The sequence below is a fragment of the Oxalicibacterium flavum genome, from assembly GCF_014635065.1.
In the GTDB taxonomy this organism is placed as follows: domain Bacteria; phylum Pseudomonadota; class Gammaproteobacteria; order Burkholderiales; family Burkholderiaceae_D; genus Oxalicibacterium; species Oxalicibacterium flavum.
In genome coordinates this window covers 719,480-736,985 of sequence record NZ_BMCG01000002.1, presented here as the reverse complement: position 1 = coordinate 736,985, position 17,506 = coordinate 719,480, and the positions used below count along the sequence as shown (strand labels likewise).

Sequence of the window (17,506 nt, the reverse complement as noted above, 5' to 3'; positions counted from 1 at the left end):
TCTTCCTCTTCCTCTTCCTCTTCCTCTTCCTCTTCCTCTTCCTCTTCCTCTTCCTCTTCCTCTTCCTCTTCCTCTTCCTCTTCCTCTTCCTCTTCCTCTTCCTCCTCTTCCTCCTCTTCCTCCTCTTCCTCCTCTTCCTCCTCTTCCTCCTCTTCCTCCTCTTCCTCGCACTTTTCTTTCTTCATCCCGAACACCTGACGGGCGACATATGTATTGATTTTCGGAAATATGTCCCTCGTTAACAATTGTTTGGATGAAGCAATTGTGCAAACCGGAAACATCGGTTCTCTATTCTTCAACTTCCAATCCCGCATCCTGCCTCGATCTACCGGCATTTGGCTCCAGTTCAGTCAGTTCATGAGGTTCGTAGACGTTTAGTTTCTTGTCAGAAATCGTCAGAAACCCGTATTCCTTTCCTCCGAGAATCCCGGCTGAGAAACATTTTCCCCTTGAGCATGCCTGCGTTCTCCGCTTCGGTTCTGGCTTGAAGGAGGGAAATGACACGGTCGGCGCGCTCGGCGCCCGGCGAATTTTGTATCGATTCAACCGCTGGGATTGGACTCATGAACGTCATCACTTCCTTTTTGTCATGCCTCAAGCCAGAGGCTGGCGGCCAATCTGTTGCCAGAACGCGGGAGGCCGGAAACGGCAGTCTCCGGCACAAGTGGACAGGCGTCCTGATGGGGGCGGTATTGTCGATCCTGGGAACGCTGCCGCTGGCGGCAACGGCGGCCGACTTTGGCGTGACCGATTTCCAGAGCGATCCCGGCATCATTCCTAACAATGGCATTGCAACCTTGTCGGTCAAGGTTGCCCGTTTCACGGGCAGCGGACCGGTGGTGGTCACGTTACCGATTCCGACCGTGGTGCAGCTCGAAGGTGCGGTCCCCGGCAACTGCTCGAAGACGGGAACCGCAGGCGTCGACGAAATGCTGACCTGCACGGTCGATCCGGCTGCAAACATCACGCCCGAAACGCTGTCGTGGACGGTGCGCGGACGTCTGGCCGGTGCCAACACGACCACCGCCAGCGTGCCGGCCGATGACAATACCGGCAACGACACGCAGTTGATGGCCGTGACCGTGGTGACCGGCGGCGACCTGCGCGTGAGCAAGGTGGCGCACCCGACCGGCACGCCGGCTCCCACGGATTACGCGACACCCATCAGCGTGGCAGGCGCTTCGCTGCTGTCGTATACGCTGCGACCGGAGATCGCCACTGGCGATTCCTTGCCTGCAAATGCCACGTTGCGTGTGACGGACAACCTTCCGGACGATAGCCTGTTCCAGTATATCGGTACGACAGCGCCCGGCTGGAGTTGCGCGCGTGCCGGCAATGTCCTGACCTGCGACCTGAACGGTCCACGCGCTGTGGGCGATCTGCCGCCGATCGAGGTGCGCGGCAAGGTGGTCGGTGCCGGGACCGGCGACTTCGACAACAATGCGCACATCCTGCCGCAGCCGCCCAACAGCGAGAACTACCAGGATTCCGATCCGGGCACCATCGGCAGCGGTAACATCAAGGTAGTGGTGACGCCGGGCGCGGATCTGGAAGCAGGCATCGAATTCCCTGGCAACATTCCGACCGGCGTCGAGCAGGATTTGATCATCCGCATGAGCAACCATGGTCCGTCCGCAGTCGACGGCGGCAAGGTGCGCACCACCATTCCTGCCGGCTTCACGCTTGGCACTCTGCCTGCCGGTTGCGTCAATTTGGGAGCGGGCACGGTCGGTACTACGCCGGGTACGGTCGTCGAATGTACCAGCGGACTGGTCACTTCCGGCTCCAACCAGCAATGGCCGATTCCGGTCACGACGCCGACCGTTGCCGGCAATACCACGCTGTATGCGCAGACCACGCCGCCGCCCGGCATCACTGATCCGATCGAGTCGAACAATCTGGACAGCACTGCCGTCAACATCGAGCCGCCGTATGCCGATCTGGGTCTGACGAAGAACAAGACCCCGGCGCTGGTGGAGGCCGGACAGAACATGAGCAGTAGCATCGTGGTCAGGAATCACGGGATTGCCGACGCGGTTTATAGCGCTGCCGGCGGCAGTACACCGTTGCGCGTAGTTGACGACATGGCCAATGCGGAAGAATTCGTTTCCGGCAGCGCCGGCTGGACCTGCGTCGACCAGGGCGCGGATTCGGCTGGAGCAGGGCGGCGGCGTGTCGTCTGCGAACGTACCGAGGGCGGCACGCTGGCGGTCGATGCGACGTTGACGCTGACGCTGACCACGCGCGCCTCGGCCACGTTGACGGACCTGACCGTGCTGGCCAATACCGCTTGCACCGGCTCCACCGCATTGAGCCGCTTGGGCCTGACGTCGGCGAACGGACCGCAGCCAGCCGATCCGGCTGACGGCACGACGGAAGCGGCCGACTGCGACGACGGCAGCGCTTCGGCCACCAACAAGCGTGCGGTAATTACCATCGACAAGCAGGGCTCGGGCGACAACGCTTCGTGGAGCGACATGACCACGCTTGCCGCGACCGACAAGGACATGTATTTCCGCATTCAGGTCGAAAATACCGGTGGCGACACGGTGCCAACCCTGAATGTCAGGGACAGCATTCCCAATTATCAGGCTGCGGTAGCGGCCGATCCGGCTACCGGTCGCCCGGCGCGTCCGGCTACCACGGTGACTGCAGAGATCGCGGGAGGTGCGGGCGCGGAAGAAAGTTGCAGCATCAGTGCGGGGAACGTGAATTGCGTGCTCAAGAACGTGGCGGCTGCACAGACGCGCACGATCATCATCCGTTTGCAGCGTCCATTCGGAGCGGCCGCTTCCATCACCAATAGAGCCAACGTCACGTCGCCGGACGCGATTCTCGGGGCCGGTTCCAAGCTGAACGACGACACCCGGTTCGCTGTCGGGCATGTGGTCGATGTCGCACTCGTCAGCAAGAGTGTGAACCCCGATCCGGTCATGACCAACATGCCGGCGACCTTCACCATCTCGACGCGCAACTACGGCCCGAATACGGCTGACGACGTGGTCATGCGCGACGTGCTCGACAAGGACAAGTACGAGTTCGTCAGCGCCACCTGGGGACCGAGCAACACGGACTGTACCGTCAACGAGACCCCCACCGCCTACGAGATCGCGTGCGGCAATACCACGCTGACCCCCAACAGTTTCTTCACGTCCGCCATCACGGTTCGTCCGAAGACCGGCAATCCCTATGGTCGGACGGATGCGAACACGGCATCGGTAAGCACTTCGAGCTGCGAGATGGCCAATGCGTCGGCAATCGCGTGCGCCAGCGAGCCGGCCGACGAGGCGATCAGGAACAATACGAGGACCGTGGAATTCGAAGTGGTGGCACCGCAGGTCGATACGCTCGTCAAGAAGAACAACGTCGATGACCTGATTGCCTACGGCGATCGGCTGAGATACCTGATCCGTGCGCAGAACAAGGGACCGTCGCGTGCCGAGGGTATCGTGCTGACCGACGTGCTGACGGCAGCGCCCGGATTCGCGATGCAGTTCGTCGCTGTCAGCGGCGTCAATGCAGCTGCTGCGGAAGCCAATTTCACACTGGACGAGAGCAAGGACGCAACGGTGACCTGCATGCAGGCGGCCGCCAATGCCAACGTGGTCTGTCGCCTGAGCAATGTGGCGGCGGACAACTATCTCGATGCCAATAGCGAGGTCAACTTCGTCGTTGAATTCACTGCACTCAGCCAGTCCGGCACGCCGCCGACCGGACCGACCAGTTTCGGCAACACCATCACGATCACGCCCGATGAGTACGGCAACTACGAGCCGGACAAGGGCAACAACGCGGCGAGCGCCAACTCGACCGTGCTGCCGGCTACCGATCTGGGCGTGATCAAGGAAACCGGCACGCCTTCGCCGGCCGACATCGCGCAGCCGATCCGCTTCGATATCAAGGTCTATAACGCCGGCACTTCGGACACGACCAAGCTGCGCATCGTCGATACGCTGCCGACCGGTTTCGAATGGATCAATACCGGTGCGCACGCGCCGCACATTGTCGGTTCCGGCAGCACCACGGTATCCGCTCCCGGCGGCAATCTGACCGTTGTCGGCAGCGTACCGGCCAACGGCACGGACAACGTCTGCTTCGTTTCCAATGGCGTCGGCAGCGTGACCACCCTGGCGCAGCGGCAGGAAATCACCTGCGACATCGCGGGCCTGTTCCGTGTCGGCAGTGCCAGCAGCAACTCCGCGACCGTGACGCTGTATGCGCGCGCCAAGCCGCGTCTCTACGACGGATCGACCAATGCACCGTTCCTGACCGACCGTATCAACAACGTGCGCGTGGAGCCGGGCAAGGACAGCAGCGGCAACGACGTATCGATCGACCGCAATCCGGCCAACGATGCCGATACCTCTGTCGTGCAGATTCGCGATGCCAGCCTGTCCGGGCGCGTGTTTGTCGACCTGAACAACGACGGCGACCAGAACGGCGAGACCGAGACCGCGGATCAGGGCATCGGCGGCGTGACCCTGCGCCTGACGGGTACCGACAAGTACGGCAATGCGGTCGATATCACCACCACCACCAGCAATGCCGCACCGGGTTCCGGTTCGCTGCGCGGCGATTATCTGTTTGCCGGCCTGGCGCCGTCCGATGCGGCGGGTTACACCATCACGCAGACGCAGCCAACCGGATTCGGCAACGGCAATCCGCAGCCGAACGTGGCGCGCACGGTGCGCAACGGCAGCAGCACGAACGTGCATCCTGCGGCTTCGTCCTATGCGGTTAGCAATACCGATACGACCAGCGTGATCGGCGGCATCGTGGTCGACGGCGGCGGCAACGGCGTGCAGTTCGACTTTCCGGAACTGACGACGGCTTCGTCATCGAACCTGAAAATCTCGGGCTATGTCTATCTGGATGCAGATAATGATGGCAGCAAGGATGCGGGCGAAAAGCCGCTGGCCGGCGTCAGCATGACGCTGATCGGTTGCCATGCCGGCGTTGACGACGTGGTGAACACTGCCGCGGTCGGCGCTGCGCCGCCTGCCGTCTGCAGCGGCGACGACGTGGTCGTCACTCTGACGGTGCAGACCGATGCCAACGGCTTCTACAGCTTCCCGCTCGACAAGCCGGGCCGTTACACGGTGATCCAGGCAACGCAACCGGTCAGCGAAGGTGTCGCCACGTTGCGCGGCAAGACCACGCCTGGCACGGTCGAGCTGGTCGGCGGCGCCAGCGGCGGCGGAACACCGGGCACGGCGACCACGGTCATTGGCGAAACCGGCTCCTCGGCACCCAGCTCGATCAGCAACATTCTGATCAGCGACAGTACTGCGCAGTCGATCAACAACAACTTCGGCGAAGTGCTGCCGGCCAGCATCGGCGGGATTGTCTATACCGAGAAGGGTACGGCAGGTTCCAATTACCAATCGGGTACGGATTGGCCGTTTGCAGGCGTGACCGTCACGCTGACCGGTACCAACGACCTCGGACAGTCGGTCACGATGACGACGATTACGGGTTCGGATGGCAGCTACCGTTTCGAAGGACTGCGTCCAAGCAATTCGGCCGGGTATGTGGTGACCAAAACCAATCCATCGCGTCCTGCCGATCCCGTGCAGAACGAAAATCCGGGTTCCTATCCGGGCGGTGAAACGGGCGCCAATGTGACAGGATCGAATCCTGGTACGCGTACCAATGCCAATGTCGTGGGAGGTGTCGTTGTTGTATCCGGCTCCATCATCACGCAGACCAACTTTGCCGTGCTCAACGGTACGCGCGTCGAGCTGGCGCTGGCCAAGCGACATATCGGCGACGTCATCGTCGGCCAGCAGGCGACCTACGAACTGACCGTCACCAACAGGGGCGATTCGCCGACCTTCGGCGCGCTGCAGCTGGCCGATACGCTGCCGCCGGGCATGAGCCTGATCGCGACCGATCCAATCACCAGTGCGATGGGTACGATCAGCAACATGGTGGTCAGCGGTCAGACCGTACGCTTCGATTTCCTGCCGACCAATCCGATTGCCGCTACCGGCGGTACGGCCGTGTTGCAGGTGCATGTCGATGTCGCGGCACTGGCGCAGGGCGAGGCCGTGATCAACTACGCCACGGTGACCGGCGGCGGCGATCCGTACGTGCCGCCGGGCACGCCGGGACCTGGCTGCACCGACCAGCATTGCGCCCAGGATGAAGTCAAGGTGTTCGGTCCGCCGGTGCTGGCGCTGGCCAAGACCGGTCCGGCCACGCTCATCCTCGGCAATACCGACGAATACACGCTGACCATCACCAACAGCGGCGAGGCGGCGACCATCGGCACGCTGAATCTGATCGAGCACCTGCCGCCAGGCCTGGATCTCGATCCGGCCAACCCACTGGCAAGCAGCGATGGCGTGATTTCCAACGTGGTCCGTACCGGCGACATCGCCAATGGCGTGATCGTGACCTTCGATTTCGCGCCGACCACGCCGCTGGCGCCGGCCAACGGCACGGCCGACGTGCGCGTGCCGGTGACGGTCGATGTCACCACGCCGATCGGTGTCTCGACCAACTATGCGTCGGTCGGCGGCGGTGGCGACACGCGCGGCGATCCGCCGACGCCGGGCAGCAACTGCACCGACACGCGCTGCGCCAACGTGCCGGCCAACGTGGAAGGCGCGGGCCTGCTGTCCATCGTCAAGACCGCCAACAAGCGCGAAGCCGAACTCGGCGACATGGTGAGCTACACGCTCGAGATCTCGAACATCTCGCGGGCGATGGTGGTCCGGCCGAACATCGTGGACCGTCTGCCGCAGGGCTTCCGCCTGATCGACGATACCTCGCGTGTGCGCGGCGCCACGCTGCTCGAGATGAAGGGCGCGCCGGGTCCGGCGATCACCTATTCGCTCGACCAGATCGCGCCGGGTGCCAAGGTCACGATCACCTATCGCGTGCGTCTCGGCGTGGGCGGCATGCAGGGCGACGGTGTCAACCGCGCCAGCGCAGAGTGCCCGCTGAATCCGAACACCAAGTGCTCGAACGAGGCGCGCTGGCGTGTCAAGGTGAGCGGCGGCGTGTTCACGGACGACGCCTGCATCGTCGGCATGGTCTATGTCGATTGCAACGGCAACCAGATCAAGGATCACGAAGAACTGGGCGTTCCGGGCGTGCGCCTGTATGCCGAGAACGGCCTGTTCCTGATCAGCGACAGCGAAGGCAAGTACAGCTACTGCGGCTTCTCGCCGAAGACGCACGTGCTCAAGGTCGACTCGACCACGTTGCCGCGCGGCAGCCGTCTGGTGGTCAGCAGCAACCGCAATGTCGGCGATGCCAACAGCCTGTTCCTCGACCTGAAGAAGGGCGAGTTGCAACGCGCCGACTTCATCGAGGGTTCGTGCTCCAACACCGTGCTCGAACAGGTGAAGGCGCGCCGCACGCAAGGCGAGATCTCGGCGCCGCACGTGGAGAAGAAGGGCGGCGTCGGCTTCACCTTCGAAGGCAAGGCGCCCAACTATCCGCAGCAGGGCACCGACAGCGCCAACCAGGTGATCGTCAAGCCGCGCATGGACAGCCGCGAAGCCATCGAGAAGGCGTTGCCGGCGGAAACCGTGAGCGAGCGCGACACGCCTGTCCGCCAGCTGGAAATCAACCAGGGAGGCCGCGATGCACGCTAAGTCTCCTGTCACCAAGAGTTCTGTCATGCCATCTGACATCATCTTCCGCCGTTCGGCGGGACGCGGGCTGCGCGTCATGCGCCGCACTGCACTGGCGCTGGCGGTAAGCGGCGCCATGCCGGCCTTCGCGCAGAGCGTGGCGCATTCCGGTCCCGGTTATCTGGAACCGGCGCCGAGCGCGATCGAGGGCAGCAGCGGCATCATGGGCAACGGCCTCGACCTGCTGCCGCTCAACAGCACCAACAGCAACCTGCCGGCGACTTCGTCGCGCGTGCTGCCGGCGCAGATCGGCGATGCCAACTACATGGACAACGCCAAGGTCGGCATGCTTCGTGTCTCGGTGGCGCAGAACAGCCTGCCGGCCGACGGCCAGACACCGGCGCGCATGACGATCAACGTGCTCGATTACGACGGCAAGCCGGTCAAGGGCGAGACTTTCGTCACGGTCGAAGCCACGGCCGGCCGTATCCAGATCCCGGGCGCAGCGACCGACGAGTTCGGTCCGGGCAAGACCGACGTTGACCGCATCTCGCGCGGCACGCAGGTCAAGGTGGTGGACGGCAAGGCGGAAGTGCTGCTGCTGGCGCCGTTCGAACCGCAGGACGTGACGGTGCGCATGACGGCGGGCCGCGCGCAGGCGCAGGGCGTGATCAGCTTCGTGCCCGAGCTGCGCGAAATGCTGGCGGTCGGCCTGATCGAAGGCATCATCAAGTTCGACAGCAAGTCGCCGCTGCAATTGACCGATGCGCGCCGCGACGACGGTTTCGAGCGCGAGATCACGAGCTTCTCGCACAGCAGCAGCGACGGCAAGCGCTACAACGCGATGCGCACCGCCTTCTTTCTGAAAGGGAAGATCAAGGGCGATGCCTTGCTGACCATGGCCTACGATTCCGACAAGGATACCTACGAGCGCCTGTTCCGCTCGATCCGTCCGGACGATTACTACGCGGTCTATGGCGACTCCTCGATCCGCGGCTTCGAGGCCCAATCGACATCCAAGCTTTACGTGCGCATCGACAAGGATCGGTCGTACGTGCTGTTCGGCGACTTCAACACCGGCGACGGCTTCAGCCAGGTCAGCGGCGGCGGCAACGTCGCCTCGGTACGCAAGCGCGACCTCGGCAACTACAGCCGCAGCGTGACCGGCGCGCGCGGCCACTACGACGAAAACGGCGTGCTGCTCAACGGCTTCGTCACCAAGGACAGCCTGGTGCAGCTGGTCGAGGAGTTCCCGGGGCAGGGCATCTCGGGACCGTTCGCGGTCTCCAAGCGCGATGCCGTGGCCGGCACCGAAAAGGTCGAGATCATCACGCGCGACCGCTACCAGCCGGCCGTGATCCTCGCAGTGGAAACCTTGCAGCGCGGCGGCGACTACAGCTTCGAGCCGTTCTCGGGCCGCATCCTGCTCAACCAGCCGCTGCCGTCGGTCGACGTCAACGGCAATCCGAAGTCGCTGCGCGTGACCTACGAGGTCGAATCCAACGGCGAGAAATTCTGGGTCTATGGCATCGACGGGCAGGTACGCCTGGGCGAGCGCGTCGAAGTCGGAGGCAGCTATGCCAAGGACAAGAACCCGTATGCGCCCTATACGTTGATGAGCGCCAACGCCAGCTTCAACCCGAGTGAGAAGACCACCATCGTGGCCGAAGTCGCGCGCAGCCAGAGCGTGCTGGGTGATGGCAACACATTGGGCAACTCGCTCTTCGGCAACCCGTACAGCCTGCAGCAGCAGTTCGGTCAGCCGCCGGCTACCGGCGGCGTGCTGCAGGAAGTCGACGGCAACGCGTGGCGCGTGGAAGCGCTGCACAACGACGATACGCTGCAGGCACGTTTCTACTATGGCCGCAGCGATCCCTACTTCAACAACCCGTCGGCCTCGCTGGCGCAGGGACGTGAAGAGGGCGCGCTCAAGGTCACCAAGCGCCTGACCGACCAGTGGGCGCTGTATGCCGAAGGCAACCACAGCAAGCATCGCACCGCCAAGGCATCGCGCGATGCGCTGGCATTGGGCGCCGCCTACGCGGTCAACGAGCGCCTCGACCTCGACGTGGCGCTGACGCACACCGATGAGAAGGCCGGTGATTATGCCAACGCGCTTGTCAGTTCCGGCTCGGGCCTGCTGGTCGATCCGTCGCCGAGCGTCGGCTTCGGCTACGGTTCCAGCCTAATCAATGCGCAGACCGGCTATGGCTACGGCGGTACCAACTACGGCCTGGCCGGTGTTGATTACCAAAGCACCGGCCTGCGCGTGCGCGCCAACTACCGCGCCACCGAACGCATCGACCTGTTCGGCGAGTACGAGCACAGCATCGATGGCGACAGCTACCAGCGTGCCGCGCTCGGCGCCGCCTGGCGCTTCAGCGAGGTGGGGCGTCTGTACGGCAAGTACGAATGGATGAGCGGCCTGTCTTCGCCGCAGGCGGCCAACGGGATTTACGACAGCAATGCCTTCGTGTTCGGTGCCGATACGCAGTACCTGCCGAACCAGCGCGTGTTCTCCGAATACCGCCTGCGCGACTCGATCGGCGGCGAGCAGCTGCAATCGGCCAGCGGCCTGCGCAACGGCTGGAACCTGAGCGAGACCGTCAAGGTCGCGACCTCGGCCGAATACCTGCGCGTCTATCGCGGCCAGGCGCAGGATGCCTACGCATTGACCGGCGCCATCGAATGGCGTCCGAACGATCTGTGGCTGCTGTCCAACCGGCTCGAATGGCGTCGCCTGAAGGACCGCGAAGGCGAGGGTGCGAATGCCCCGGCGCTGGCCGGCAACGACACCTGGCTGTCCATCGTCAGCGTGGCGCGCAAGATCAACCGCGACTGGACCTTCCTCGGCCGCAACTACCTGCTGTACACGGACAACCGCGGCCATGCCGGCAACCTGCATGAGGACAAGCTGCAGCTCGGCGTCGCCTACCGCGATACCGACACCAACCGCCTCAACGTGCTGGCGCGCTACGAATACTGGACCCAGCGCGACAAGAGCGGCTTGAACAGCTACCTGCCGTCCTACGGCAGCGACGGCGAGGCCTACTATCCGGGCGATCCGGCAGGCAGCAACAACGAAGGCTTCGACAAGCACATCGTCTCGGTGCATGCCGAATACCATCCGTCGCGTCCGTGGTGGTTCGGCGGCCGCTTCGCCGCCAAGTCGCAGCGCGACTACTTCGACGGCCGCAGCGATGCCTACCGCGCCTACCTGCTCGGCGGCCGCGTGACCTACGACATCACCAAGCGCTGGGACATCAGCGGCCTGGCCTCGATCCTGTACAGCCCGCAGGGCAACGCGCGTCAGCATGCGCTCGGCCTGGAGGCGGGCTACCAGCTGCAGGACAACCTGTGGCTGTCGGCCGGCTACAACTGGCGCGGTTTCCGCGATCGCGACCTGACCGGTTCCGACTACACGAACCAGGGCTTCTACATCCGTATCCGCTTCAAGTTCGACGAGAACCTGTTTGCCGGCAACGACAAGGTTCGCAATACCGCGCTCGACCGCTGATCACACGCATACAAGGAAAGATGACATGAACAAGAACCACTCCCCATTCGTTTTCCGCAGCGGCCTGATCGTGGTCGCTGCGGCCTGCCTGACGCTGGCATCGGCCTTCGCCGTGGCGCAGGAAAACACGAACCCGGTGCTGACGCCGCAGGAAGACCGCATCACCGATCGCGCCATCCATCGCGACCACGGCATCTATCGCGACACGCAGCAGCGCATCAAGACCCTGAACGACGGCGGCCGCCGCGTGGCCGACTATCACCTGTCGAAGGCGCAATGCTGGCTCGACGTGTCCTTCCACGAATACAGCCGCAACGACCGCGGCGGCTTCCCGCAGGCCGCGCTGGAAGAAAGCCAGCGCATCCTGACGTCGCTGGAAGAGAAGAAGGATCCGGGCTGGGAAACGCCGCTGGTCAATGGCGCCGAGAAGCTGCGCCCCGACCTGTGGGAGCGCTACGACGCGCTGAAGAAGCACGCCGGCTTCCAGTGCGCGACCCAGCAGACCGCCTGCGCCGAAGTCGAGCTGGTGCATGCCGGTAACGAAATCCACGATGCCGGCTGGCGTCATGCCAAGCCCTACGTGCAGATCGCCGAGGACCTGACCGGCGCCGCCGAGCAGGCGGCCGAGAAATGCGCGCCGCCACCGGCGCCACCCGTTGCGGCCCCGGTCAAGCTGACCCTGTCGGCCGATGCGCTGTTCCGCTTCGACAAATCCACCGAGCAGGACCTGCTGGTCAAGGGCCGCGAGGAACTCGACGAGATGGCCGAGAAGCTGCGCACGGGCTTCCCCAACGTCAAGCGTCTGAGTGTGATCGGACACACCGACCGTCTGGGCGGAAAGGCCTATAACCAGAAGCTCAGCGAGTCGCGCGCCAACACGGTCAAGGCTTATCTGGAGCAGCGCGGCGTGCGCGTGCCGATCACGGCCGAAGGCCGCGGTCTGACCGAGCAGGTCAAGGCATGCGAGGGCGTGTCGCCGAGAAAGGCCCTGATCGACTGCCTGCAGCCGAATCGTCGGGTCGAGGTGATCGTCCACGAGGATGCGCAGCCCTGAATGCAGGGAGATGGCAGAAAGTGTTGCGTAAACAACGCAACCGGTAATGCAAGCAAGGATGGCGAGGATTGGTCGCCGATATTCATTGATGATGGATTTTGCCCGCACGTAGAATGGCGGGCGAAGTCGGGAAAGGTGGTGGAAGCATGACGACAGTCTTGCTGCTGGAAGACGAAGTCGATTTGCGGGAGGAAGTTGCTGATTTTCTGATGAGCGAGGGATATCGCGTTCTGGAAGCGGGTACCGTGGGAGGTTTCGAATCGATGATCGATGCGTTCGATATCGCCATCATCGACGTCGGCCTGCCCGATGGCGACGGCATGCAGGTCGCCGCCAGACTGCGTGCAGCACGTCCCAAGTGCGGCATCGTGATGTTCACCGCGCAGGGCGGGCTCAAGAACAAGATCGCCAGCCTGCGTGAGAGCTCGGACTTCTACCTGGTCAAACCGGTCAGTTTCGAGGAACTGGCAGCGCACCTGGCGGCGCTCGAGCGCCGTGTCAGCACCAGCTGGCAGCTGCACGTGCGGGAGCGCAAGCTGGTCTCGCCGAGCGGTCACTCCGAACTGCTCAACGAGCAGGAGATGATTCTGATGGAACTGCTGGTCAGGCATGCGGGCGAGATCGTCAGCCGCAAGGCGATCGCAGCCGCATCCGGTGTCGACTGGCTGCAGTTCGACGAGCGTCGGCTCGACCAGACCGTCAGCCGTCTGCGCCGCCGCTGGTTGCGCAACAGCGGCAAGGAGCTGCCTTGCCGTACCGAGCACGGCAAGGGCTTCATCTTCAGCGCGGAGATCGATCTGTTTTGATCGCGCAAACGGCGATGCCTGAAGATTGCCTGCGCCGGTACAATCAGGTCTTTCGTCGGGCAAGGCAGCATGCATGTGCCATGCTTGCCTTTCTGCCATCGACATGAGCTGACCGGTATTTCATGCATTTGCCGCCTTTTGTTCTCTTTCTGCTGTTGCTGTTCGCCGGTGTTCCAGCCATGGCGCAGACGCCCGTATCGCTGGACGCTCCGAAGGTCGCATTGCAGGGACACCTGGACTCCTGGGTCGATTCCGACCGTACCTCGACGATCGCGCAGGTGGCCGATCCCGCCATGGCCAATCGTTTCGTACCCGTCGCGCGCGGACTCGAGCGTGGCCAGGTCGGCGCTGCGGTATGGATACGTTTTACCGTGGTCAATCGACAGCCGGCCGACAAGGAGTGGTGGCTCGAGGTGCATCCCGCCTTTCTGCGGCACATTGTGTTGTATGCGCCGGATGGTCGCGGCGGTTATGCCGCGCGCGAAGATGGCACCAGCATCCCGTTTGCGCAGCGCGAGATCGGCTATCGCAATCCATTGTTCAAGCTCGAGATTCCGGACGGCGAGTTGCGGACCTATTACATGCGCATAGACAGTGGCGTCTGGCGCACCGTCAAGCTCACGCTGTGGCAACCGACCGCCTTCCTGTCTGCGGTCGGCAAGGAACAGTTGCTGTTCGGTCTGTATATCGGCATCTATATGCTGCTGACGCTGGCCAGCCTGTGGTTCGAGCGTGTCATGCGTGATCGCGTCTATCTGTGCTTCGCGCTCTATGTATCGGGCTGCATTTTCACCACATTGACCACCACCGGTCTCTGGCAGCAATACGTGATGCCGGCGCATCCGCAGTGGTTCCCGGCACTATTCATGCTATCGATGGCCTTCATGTTCGGCAGCTGCATCCAGTTCTTCTTTCACTTCGTCAACATGCCGCGCAGCCGGCCACGCTTCACACGCATCTATCTGAACAGCGTGTGGACCTTCTGCGCGCTCGCATTCATGTTTTCGTTGACCCCTTACGGGCGTTACGCGGTGCATCTAGTCCAGCTTGGCATGGTTCTGGTGATCATACCGGCATCGGTGATCGTGCTCTGGCGTCCCGCCTTGCGCAGCGCCAACGAGATTCGCCTGACGTTCATCGTCGGCGGCGTATTCCTGACCGGCAGCTTTTTCTACGTGTCGCTGGTCAACTACCAGTTCCTGCCTAGCACCTGGTTCAGCCAGAACGCGATGTACATCAGTTCCATGACGTTCTTCCTGATCGTCTTCTATGCGGTCAGCCGACGTTACTATGCCATGCGACTCGACAAGGAACTGGCGCAGCACAAGATGCTGCGCATTTCGCACCGCTCCGAGCAGGAGCTCGAGAAACTCGTCGATGTGCGCACGCGCGAGCTGATCAAGGCCAAGCAGAGCGTCGAAAGCGCGCTCTCGCACGCGCAGACCGTGCAGCGCGAGCAGCGCCAGTTCATCGCCACCGTCTCGCACGAATTGCGCACGCCACTGGCGGTGATCGATGCCACCGCACAGAACCTCGAGCGCGAGGCGGCAGCGGCCAGCAGCAAGGGCAGGGCGCGTGTGCAGAAAATCCGGCAGGCGACGCGGCGGCTCTCTCTGCTGTTCGACGATTATCTGAACGACGAACGCTTCGAACAGTTCTCGCACGGAATTTCGCCACAGAAGATTCCTATCCTGCCGCTGTTCGAGGATGCCGTGGATGCGGCGCAGGCATTGTCCGATCACCATGTGCCGCATATCGAAGTCGATCCCGGACTGCTGCTGCACGCCGACCCGAACGGCTTGCGGCTGATCTTGCGCACGCTGGTTGACAATGCCGTCAAGTACAGTCCGCCCGGCAGCAACATCGTGCTGTCGGCGCGCGAAACGCTGGGCGGCTGGCACATCGATATTGCCGACGATGGCCCGGCGATCCGCGAAGACGAGCGGGAAAGGATATTCGAGCGTTATTACCGTGGCCGTGCCAGAGCCAACCGCGTGGGCACCGGCCTGGGCCTGACGCTGGCGCGCCAGTTTGTGCAGCAGCATGGTGGCGAGCTGACGCTGATCTGTCCGCCGGGCGGTGGCAATATTTTCCGCATCTTTCTGCCGGTTGCGCAGGTCTGACGCGCGCGTCGCGCGGGACGTAAGAATCTCGCGCGGTGGCGCCGCCATCTGGCCCGGCGCCATGCAATCCTTTAGAATAGCGGCCTGTCCCGAGAATATCCCCATGTCCATTTCAACTACCCAGGAAATCGTCGAGGAACTCCGTGCCGGGCGCATGGTGATCCTGGTCGACGAGGAAGACCGCGAGAACGAAGGCGATCTGGTGCTGGCCGCCGATTTCGTCACGCCGGAAGCGATCAACTTCATGGCCAGGTACGGCCGCGGCCTGATCTGCCTGACGCTGACCGAGGAACGCTGCGACCAGCTTGCGCTGACCATGATGACGGCGCGCAACGGCACGTCCTACGGCACCGCCTTCACGGTCTCGATCGAGGCGGCCGAAGGCGTGACCACCGGTATCTCTGCCGCCGACCGCGCACGCACGGTGCAGGCGGCGGTAGGGAAGGACGCGCGGCCGACCGACATCGTGCAGCCCGGCCACATCTTTCCGCTCAAGGCGCAGAAGGGCGGCGTGCTGATGCGCGCCGGCCATACCGAAGCCGGCTGCGACCTGGCCGAACTGGCGGGACTGACGCCGGCCGCCGTGATCTGCGAGATCATGAAGGACGACGGCACCATGGCGCGCCTGCCCGACCTGATCGAATTCGCCAGAACGCACGGCCTCAAGATCGGCACCATCGCCGACCTGATCCATTACCGCAGCCAGAACGAATGCTTCGTCGAGCGCGTCGGCGAGCGCGCCATGGAAACCGTACACGGCACCTTCCAGGCCGTGCTGTACCGCGACAAGCCGAGCGGCGGCGCGCACCTGGCGCTGGTACATGGCGAGATTACGCCGGACCACGAAACGCTGGTGCGCGTGCATCAGCCGGTCTCGGTGCTCGACCTGCTGGAAACTAAGGCCACCACCCACTCGTGGAACATGGCTTCGGCGATGCAGGCGATCCGCCAGTCCGAGCGCGGCGTGATGGTGCTGCTGAACTGCGAGGAATCGGCCGACGAACTGTTTTCCGAATTCGAGGCACTCGAGAATCCGGCGTCACGTCCGCAACCGCGTGCCGCGCGCATGGACCTGCGCACCTACGGCATCGGCGCGCAGATCCTGCGCGACCTGTCGGTCGGCCGCATGAAGCTGCTGGCCAAACCGCGCAAGATGCCGTCCATGACCGGCTTCAACCTCGAGGTGACCGGCTACCAGGCCACGCCTGAAAACTGAACATTCGTTCAGTTGCGAAGGGCCGTTGAGTTTTCGTTTTCTCCGGAGCGGCGTTTGCCGGTCCGGTTCCACCATCAGTGAAGCGCAGTCGCGCATGAAGGAAGCACCATGACCGTTGGCACTTACGACATCAATCTGAACGGCGAGGAATTGCGCATCGGCATCGTGCAGGCGCGTTTCAACCAGGACGTCTGCCATGGCCTGCTGGCTGCCTGCCTGGCCCAGCTCAAGCACCTCGGTATCGCCGACGAGGACATCCTGCTGGTGACCGTGCCGGGCGCGCTCGAAATCCCGCTGGCGCTGCGCAAGATGGCCGAGACCGGCCAGTTCGACGCGCTGATCGCGATCGGCGCCGTGATCCGCGGCGAGACCTATCATTTCGAGCTGGTGTCGAACGAATCGGGCGCCGGCATCACGCGCGTCGGCCTCGACTTCGGCATTCCGATCGCCAACGCGGTGCTGACCACCGATACCGACGAACAGGCCGAGGCGCGCATGGCGGAGAAGGGCACCGACGCCGCGCGCGTGGCGGTCGAGATGGCGAACCTGACCATCGCGCTCGAAGACCTGGCCGACGCGGTTGACGACGAAGACGACGACTGATCGTCCTTGCTGTTTATTCATTTCCAACAGATGCGCCACATGACGGCGTGCGAATGCAAGCCATGACCCAAAAATCCGAACACGCCAATCCCAACAAGAACCGCACGCCGCGCCATCGCGCACGCGAGTTCGCCCTGCAGGGCCTCTACCAGTGGCTGCTGAACAACGAGGAAGTACGCGCGATCGAGCTGCACATCCGTCAGGCGCATGGCTTCGACAAGGCCGATGCCGAGCATTTCGATGCGCTGCTGTACGGCACCGTCAAGCAGGCCCCCGAGTTGCGCACCGGCCTGGCGCCGCTGATCGACCGTGACATTTCGGCACTGTCGCCGGTCGAGCATGCGGCCTTGCTGATCGGCGCCTACGAACTGCGCAACCACCTCGAGATTCCGTACAAGGTCGTCATCAACGAGGCGGTCGAGCTGACCAAGTCCTTCGGCGGCATCGACGGCCACAAGTACGTCAACGGCGTGCTCGACAAGTATGCGGCGAGCGCGCGCGAAACCGAGGTCAACGCCGGCCGCAAGAGCTGATCGGCGAGCCGGTATACCGCCGCCATCCGGAACCGTTCGCCACCGCTGTGCCGGTGGCGATTTTCATT

9 protein-coding genes are annotated in these 17,506 nt (G+C 63.3%); 8 read left to right on the top strand and 1 reads right to left on the bottom strand.

From position 1 onward, the window contains the following. A partial coding sequence (locus IEV38_RS06930; RefSeq protein ID WP_188395419.1) for a hypothetical protein occupies positions 1-185 on the bottom strand: 185 nt, incomplete at its 3' end. 495 nt (positions 186-680) lie between these two features. On the opposite strand from IEV38_RS06930, the gene IEV38_RS06925 reads away from it, so the two are divergent. From IEV38_RS06925 to nusB, 8 genes are all read left to right on the top strand, one after another. Then, complete coding sequence (locus IEV38_RS06925; RefSeq protein WP_188395418.1) at positions 681-7,607, top strand: SdrD B-like domain-containing protein; 6,927 nt, start codon at positions 681-683, stop codon at positions 7,605-7,607. Between the two features lie 25 nt (positions 7,608-7,632). Further along, complete coding sequence (locus tag IEV38_RS06920; RefSeq protein ID WP_188395417.1) at positions 7,633-11,103, top strand: Ig-like domain-containing protein; 3,471 nt, start codon at positions 7,633-7,635, stop codon at positions 11,101-11,103. A 25-nt stretch (positions 11,104-11,128) separates the two neighbouring features. After that, positions 11,129-12,157 carry an OmpA family protein gene (locus IEV38_RS06915; protein ID WP_188395416.1) on the top strand — a complete coding sequence of 343 codons (1,029 nt, stop codon included), beginning with the start codon at positions 11,129-11,131 and terminating at the stop codon, positions 12,155-12,157. Between the two features lie 146 nt (positions 12,158-12,303). Next, positions 12,304-12,963 carry a response regulator transcription factor gene (locus tag IEV38_RS06910; RefSeq protein ID WP_188395415.1) on the top strand — a complete coding sequence of 220 codons (660 nt, stop codon included), beginning with the start codon at positions 12,304-12,306 and terminating at the stop codon, positions 12,961-12,963. Between the two features lie 179 nt (positions 12,964-13,142). Further along, a complete protein-coding gene (locus IEV38_RS06905) occupies positions 13,143-15,086 on the top strand; it encodes a sensor histidine kinase (protein WP_188395414.1) in 1,944 nt (647 codons plus the stop codon). A gap of 103 nt (positions 15,087-15,189) precedes the next feature. Further along, positions 15,190-16,302, top strand: coding sequence for a bifunctional 3,4-dihydroxy-2-butanone-4-phosphate synthase/GTP cyclohydrolase II (gene ribBA / locus IEV38_RS06900; protein WP_188395413.1), 1,113 nt, complete (start codon positions 15,190-15,192; stop codon positions 16,300-16,302). A gap of 108 nt (positions 16,303-16,410) precedes the next feature. Further along, positions 16,411-16,905, top strand: coding sequence for a 6,7-dimethyl-8-ribityllumazine synthase (gene ribH, locus IEV38_RS06895; RefSeq protein ID WP_188395412.1), 495 nt, complete (start codon positions 16,411-16,413; stop codon positions 16,903-16,905). 62 nt (positions 16,906-16,967) lie between these two features. Next, positions 16,968-17,438 (top strand): transcription antitermination factor NusB, encoded by a 471-nt coding sequence (nusB, locus tag IEV38_RS06890; protein WP_188395411.1) that lies wholly within the window; start codon positions 16,968-16,970, stop codon positions 17,436-17,438. The last annotated feature ends 68 nt before the right edge of the window (positions 17,439-17,506 follow it).

Coding starts and splice junctions, on each gene's coding strand:
- IEV38_RS06915 (WP_188395416.1), top strand. CDS start 11,129: ATGAACAAGAACCACTCCCCATTCGTTTTCCGCAGCGGCCTGATCGTG.
- IEV38_RS06910 (WP_188395415.1), top strand. CDS start 12,304: ATGACGACAGTCTTGCTGCTGGAAGACGAAGTCGATTTGCGGGAGGAA.
- nusB (WP_188395411.1), top strand. CDS start 16,968: ATGACCCAAAAATCCGAACACGCCAATCCCAACAAGAACCGCACGCCG.
- ribBA (WP_188395413.1), top strand. CDS start 15,190: ATGTCCATTTCAACTACCCAGGAAATCGTCGAGGAACTCCGTGCCGGG.
- IEV38_RS06925 (WP_188395418.1), top strand. CDS start 681: ATGGGGGCGGTATTGTCGATCCTGGGAACGCTGCCGCTGGCGGCAACG.
- IEV38_RS06920 (WP_188395417.1), top strand. CDS start 7,633: ATGCCATCTGACATCATCTTCCGCCGTTCGGCGGGACGCGGGCTGCGC.
- IEV38_RS06905 (WP_188395414.1), top strand. CDS start 13,143: ATGGCGCAGACGCCCGTATCGCTGGACGCTCCGAAGGTCGCATTGCAG.
- ribH (WP_188395412.1), top strand. CDS start 16,411: ATGACCGTTGGCACTTACGACATCAATCTGAACGGCGAGGAATTGCGC.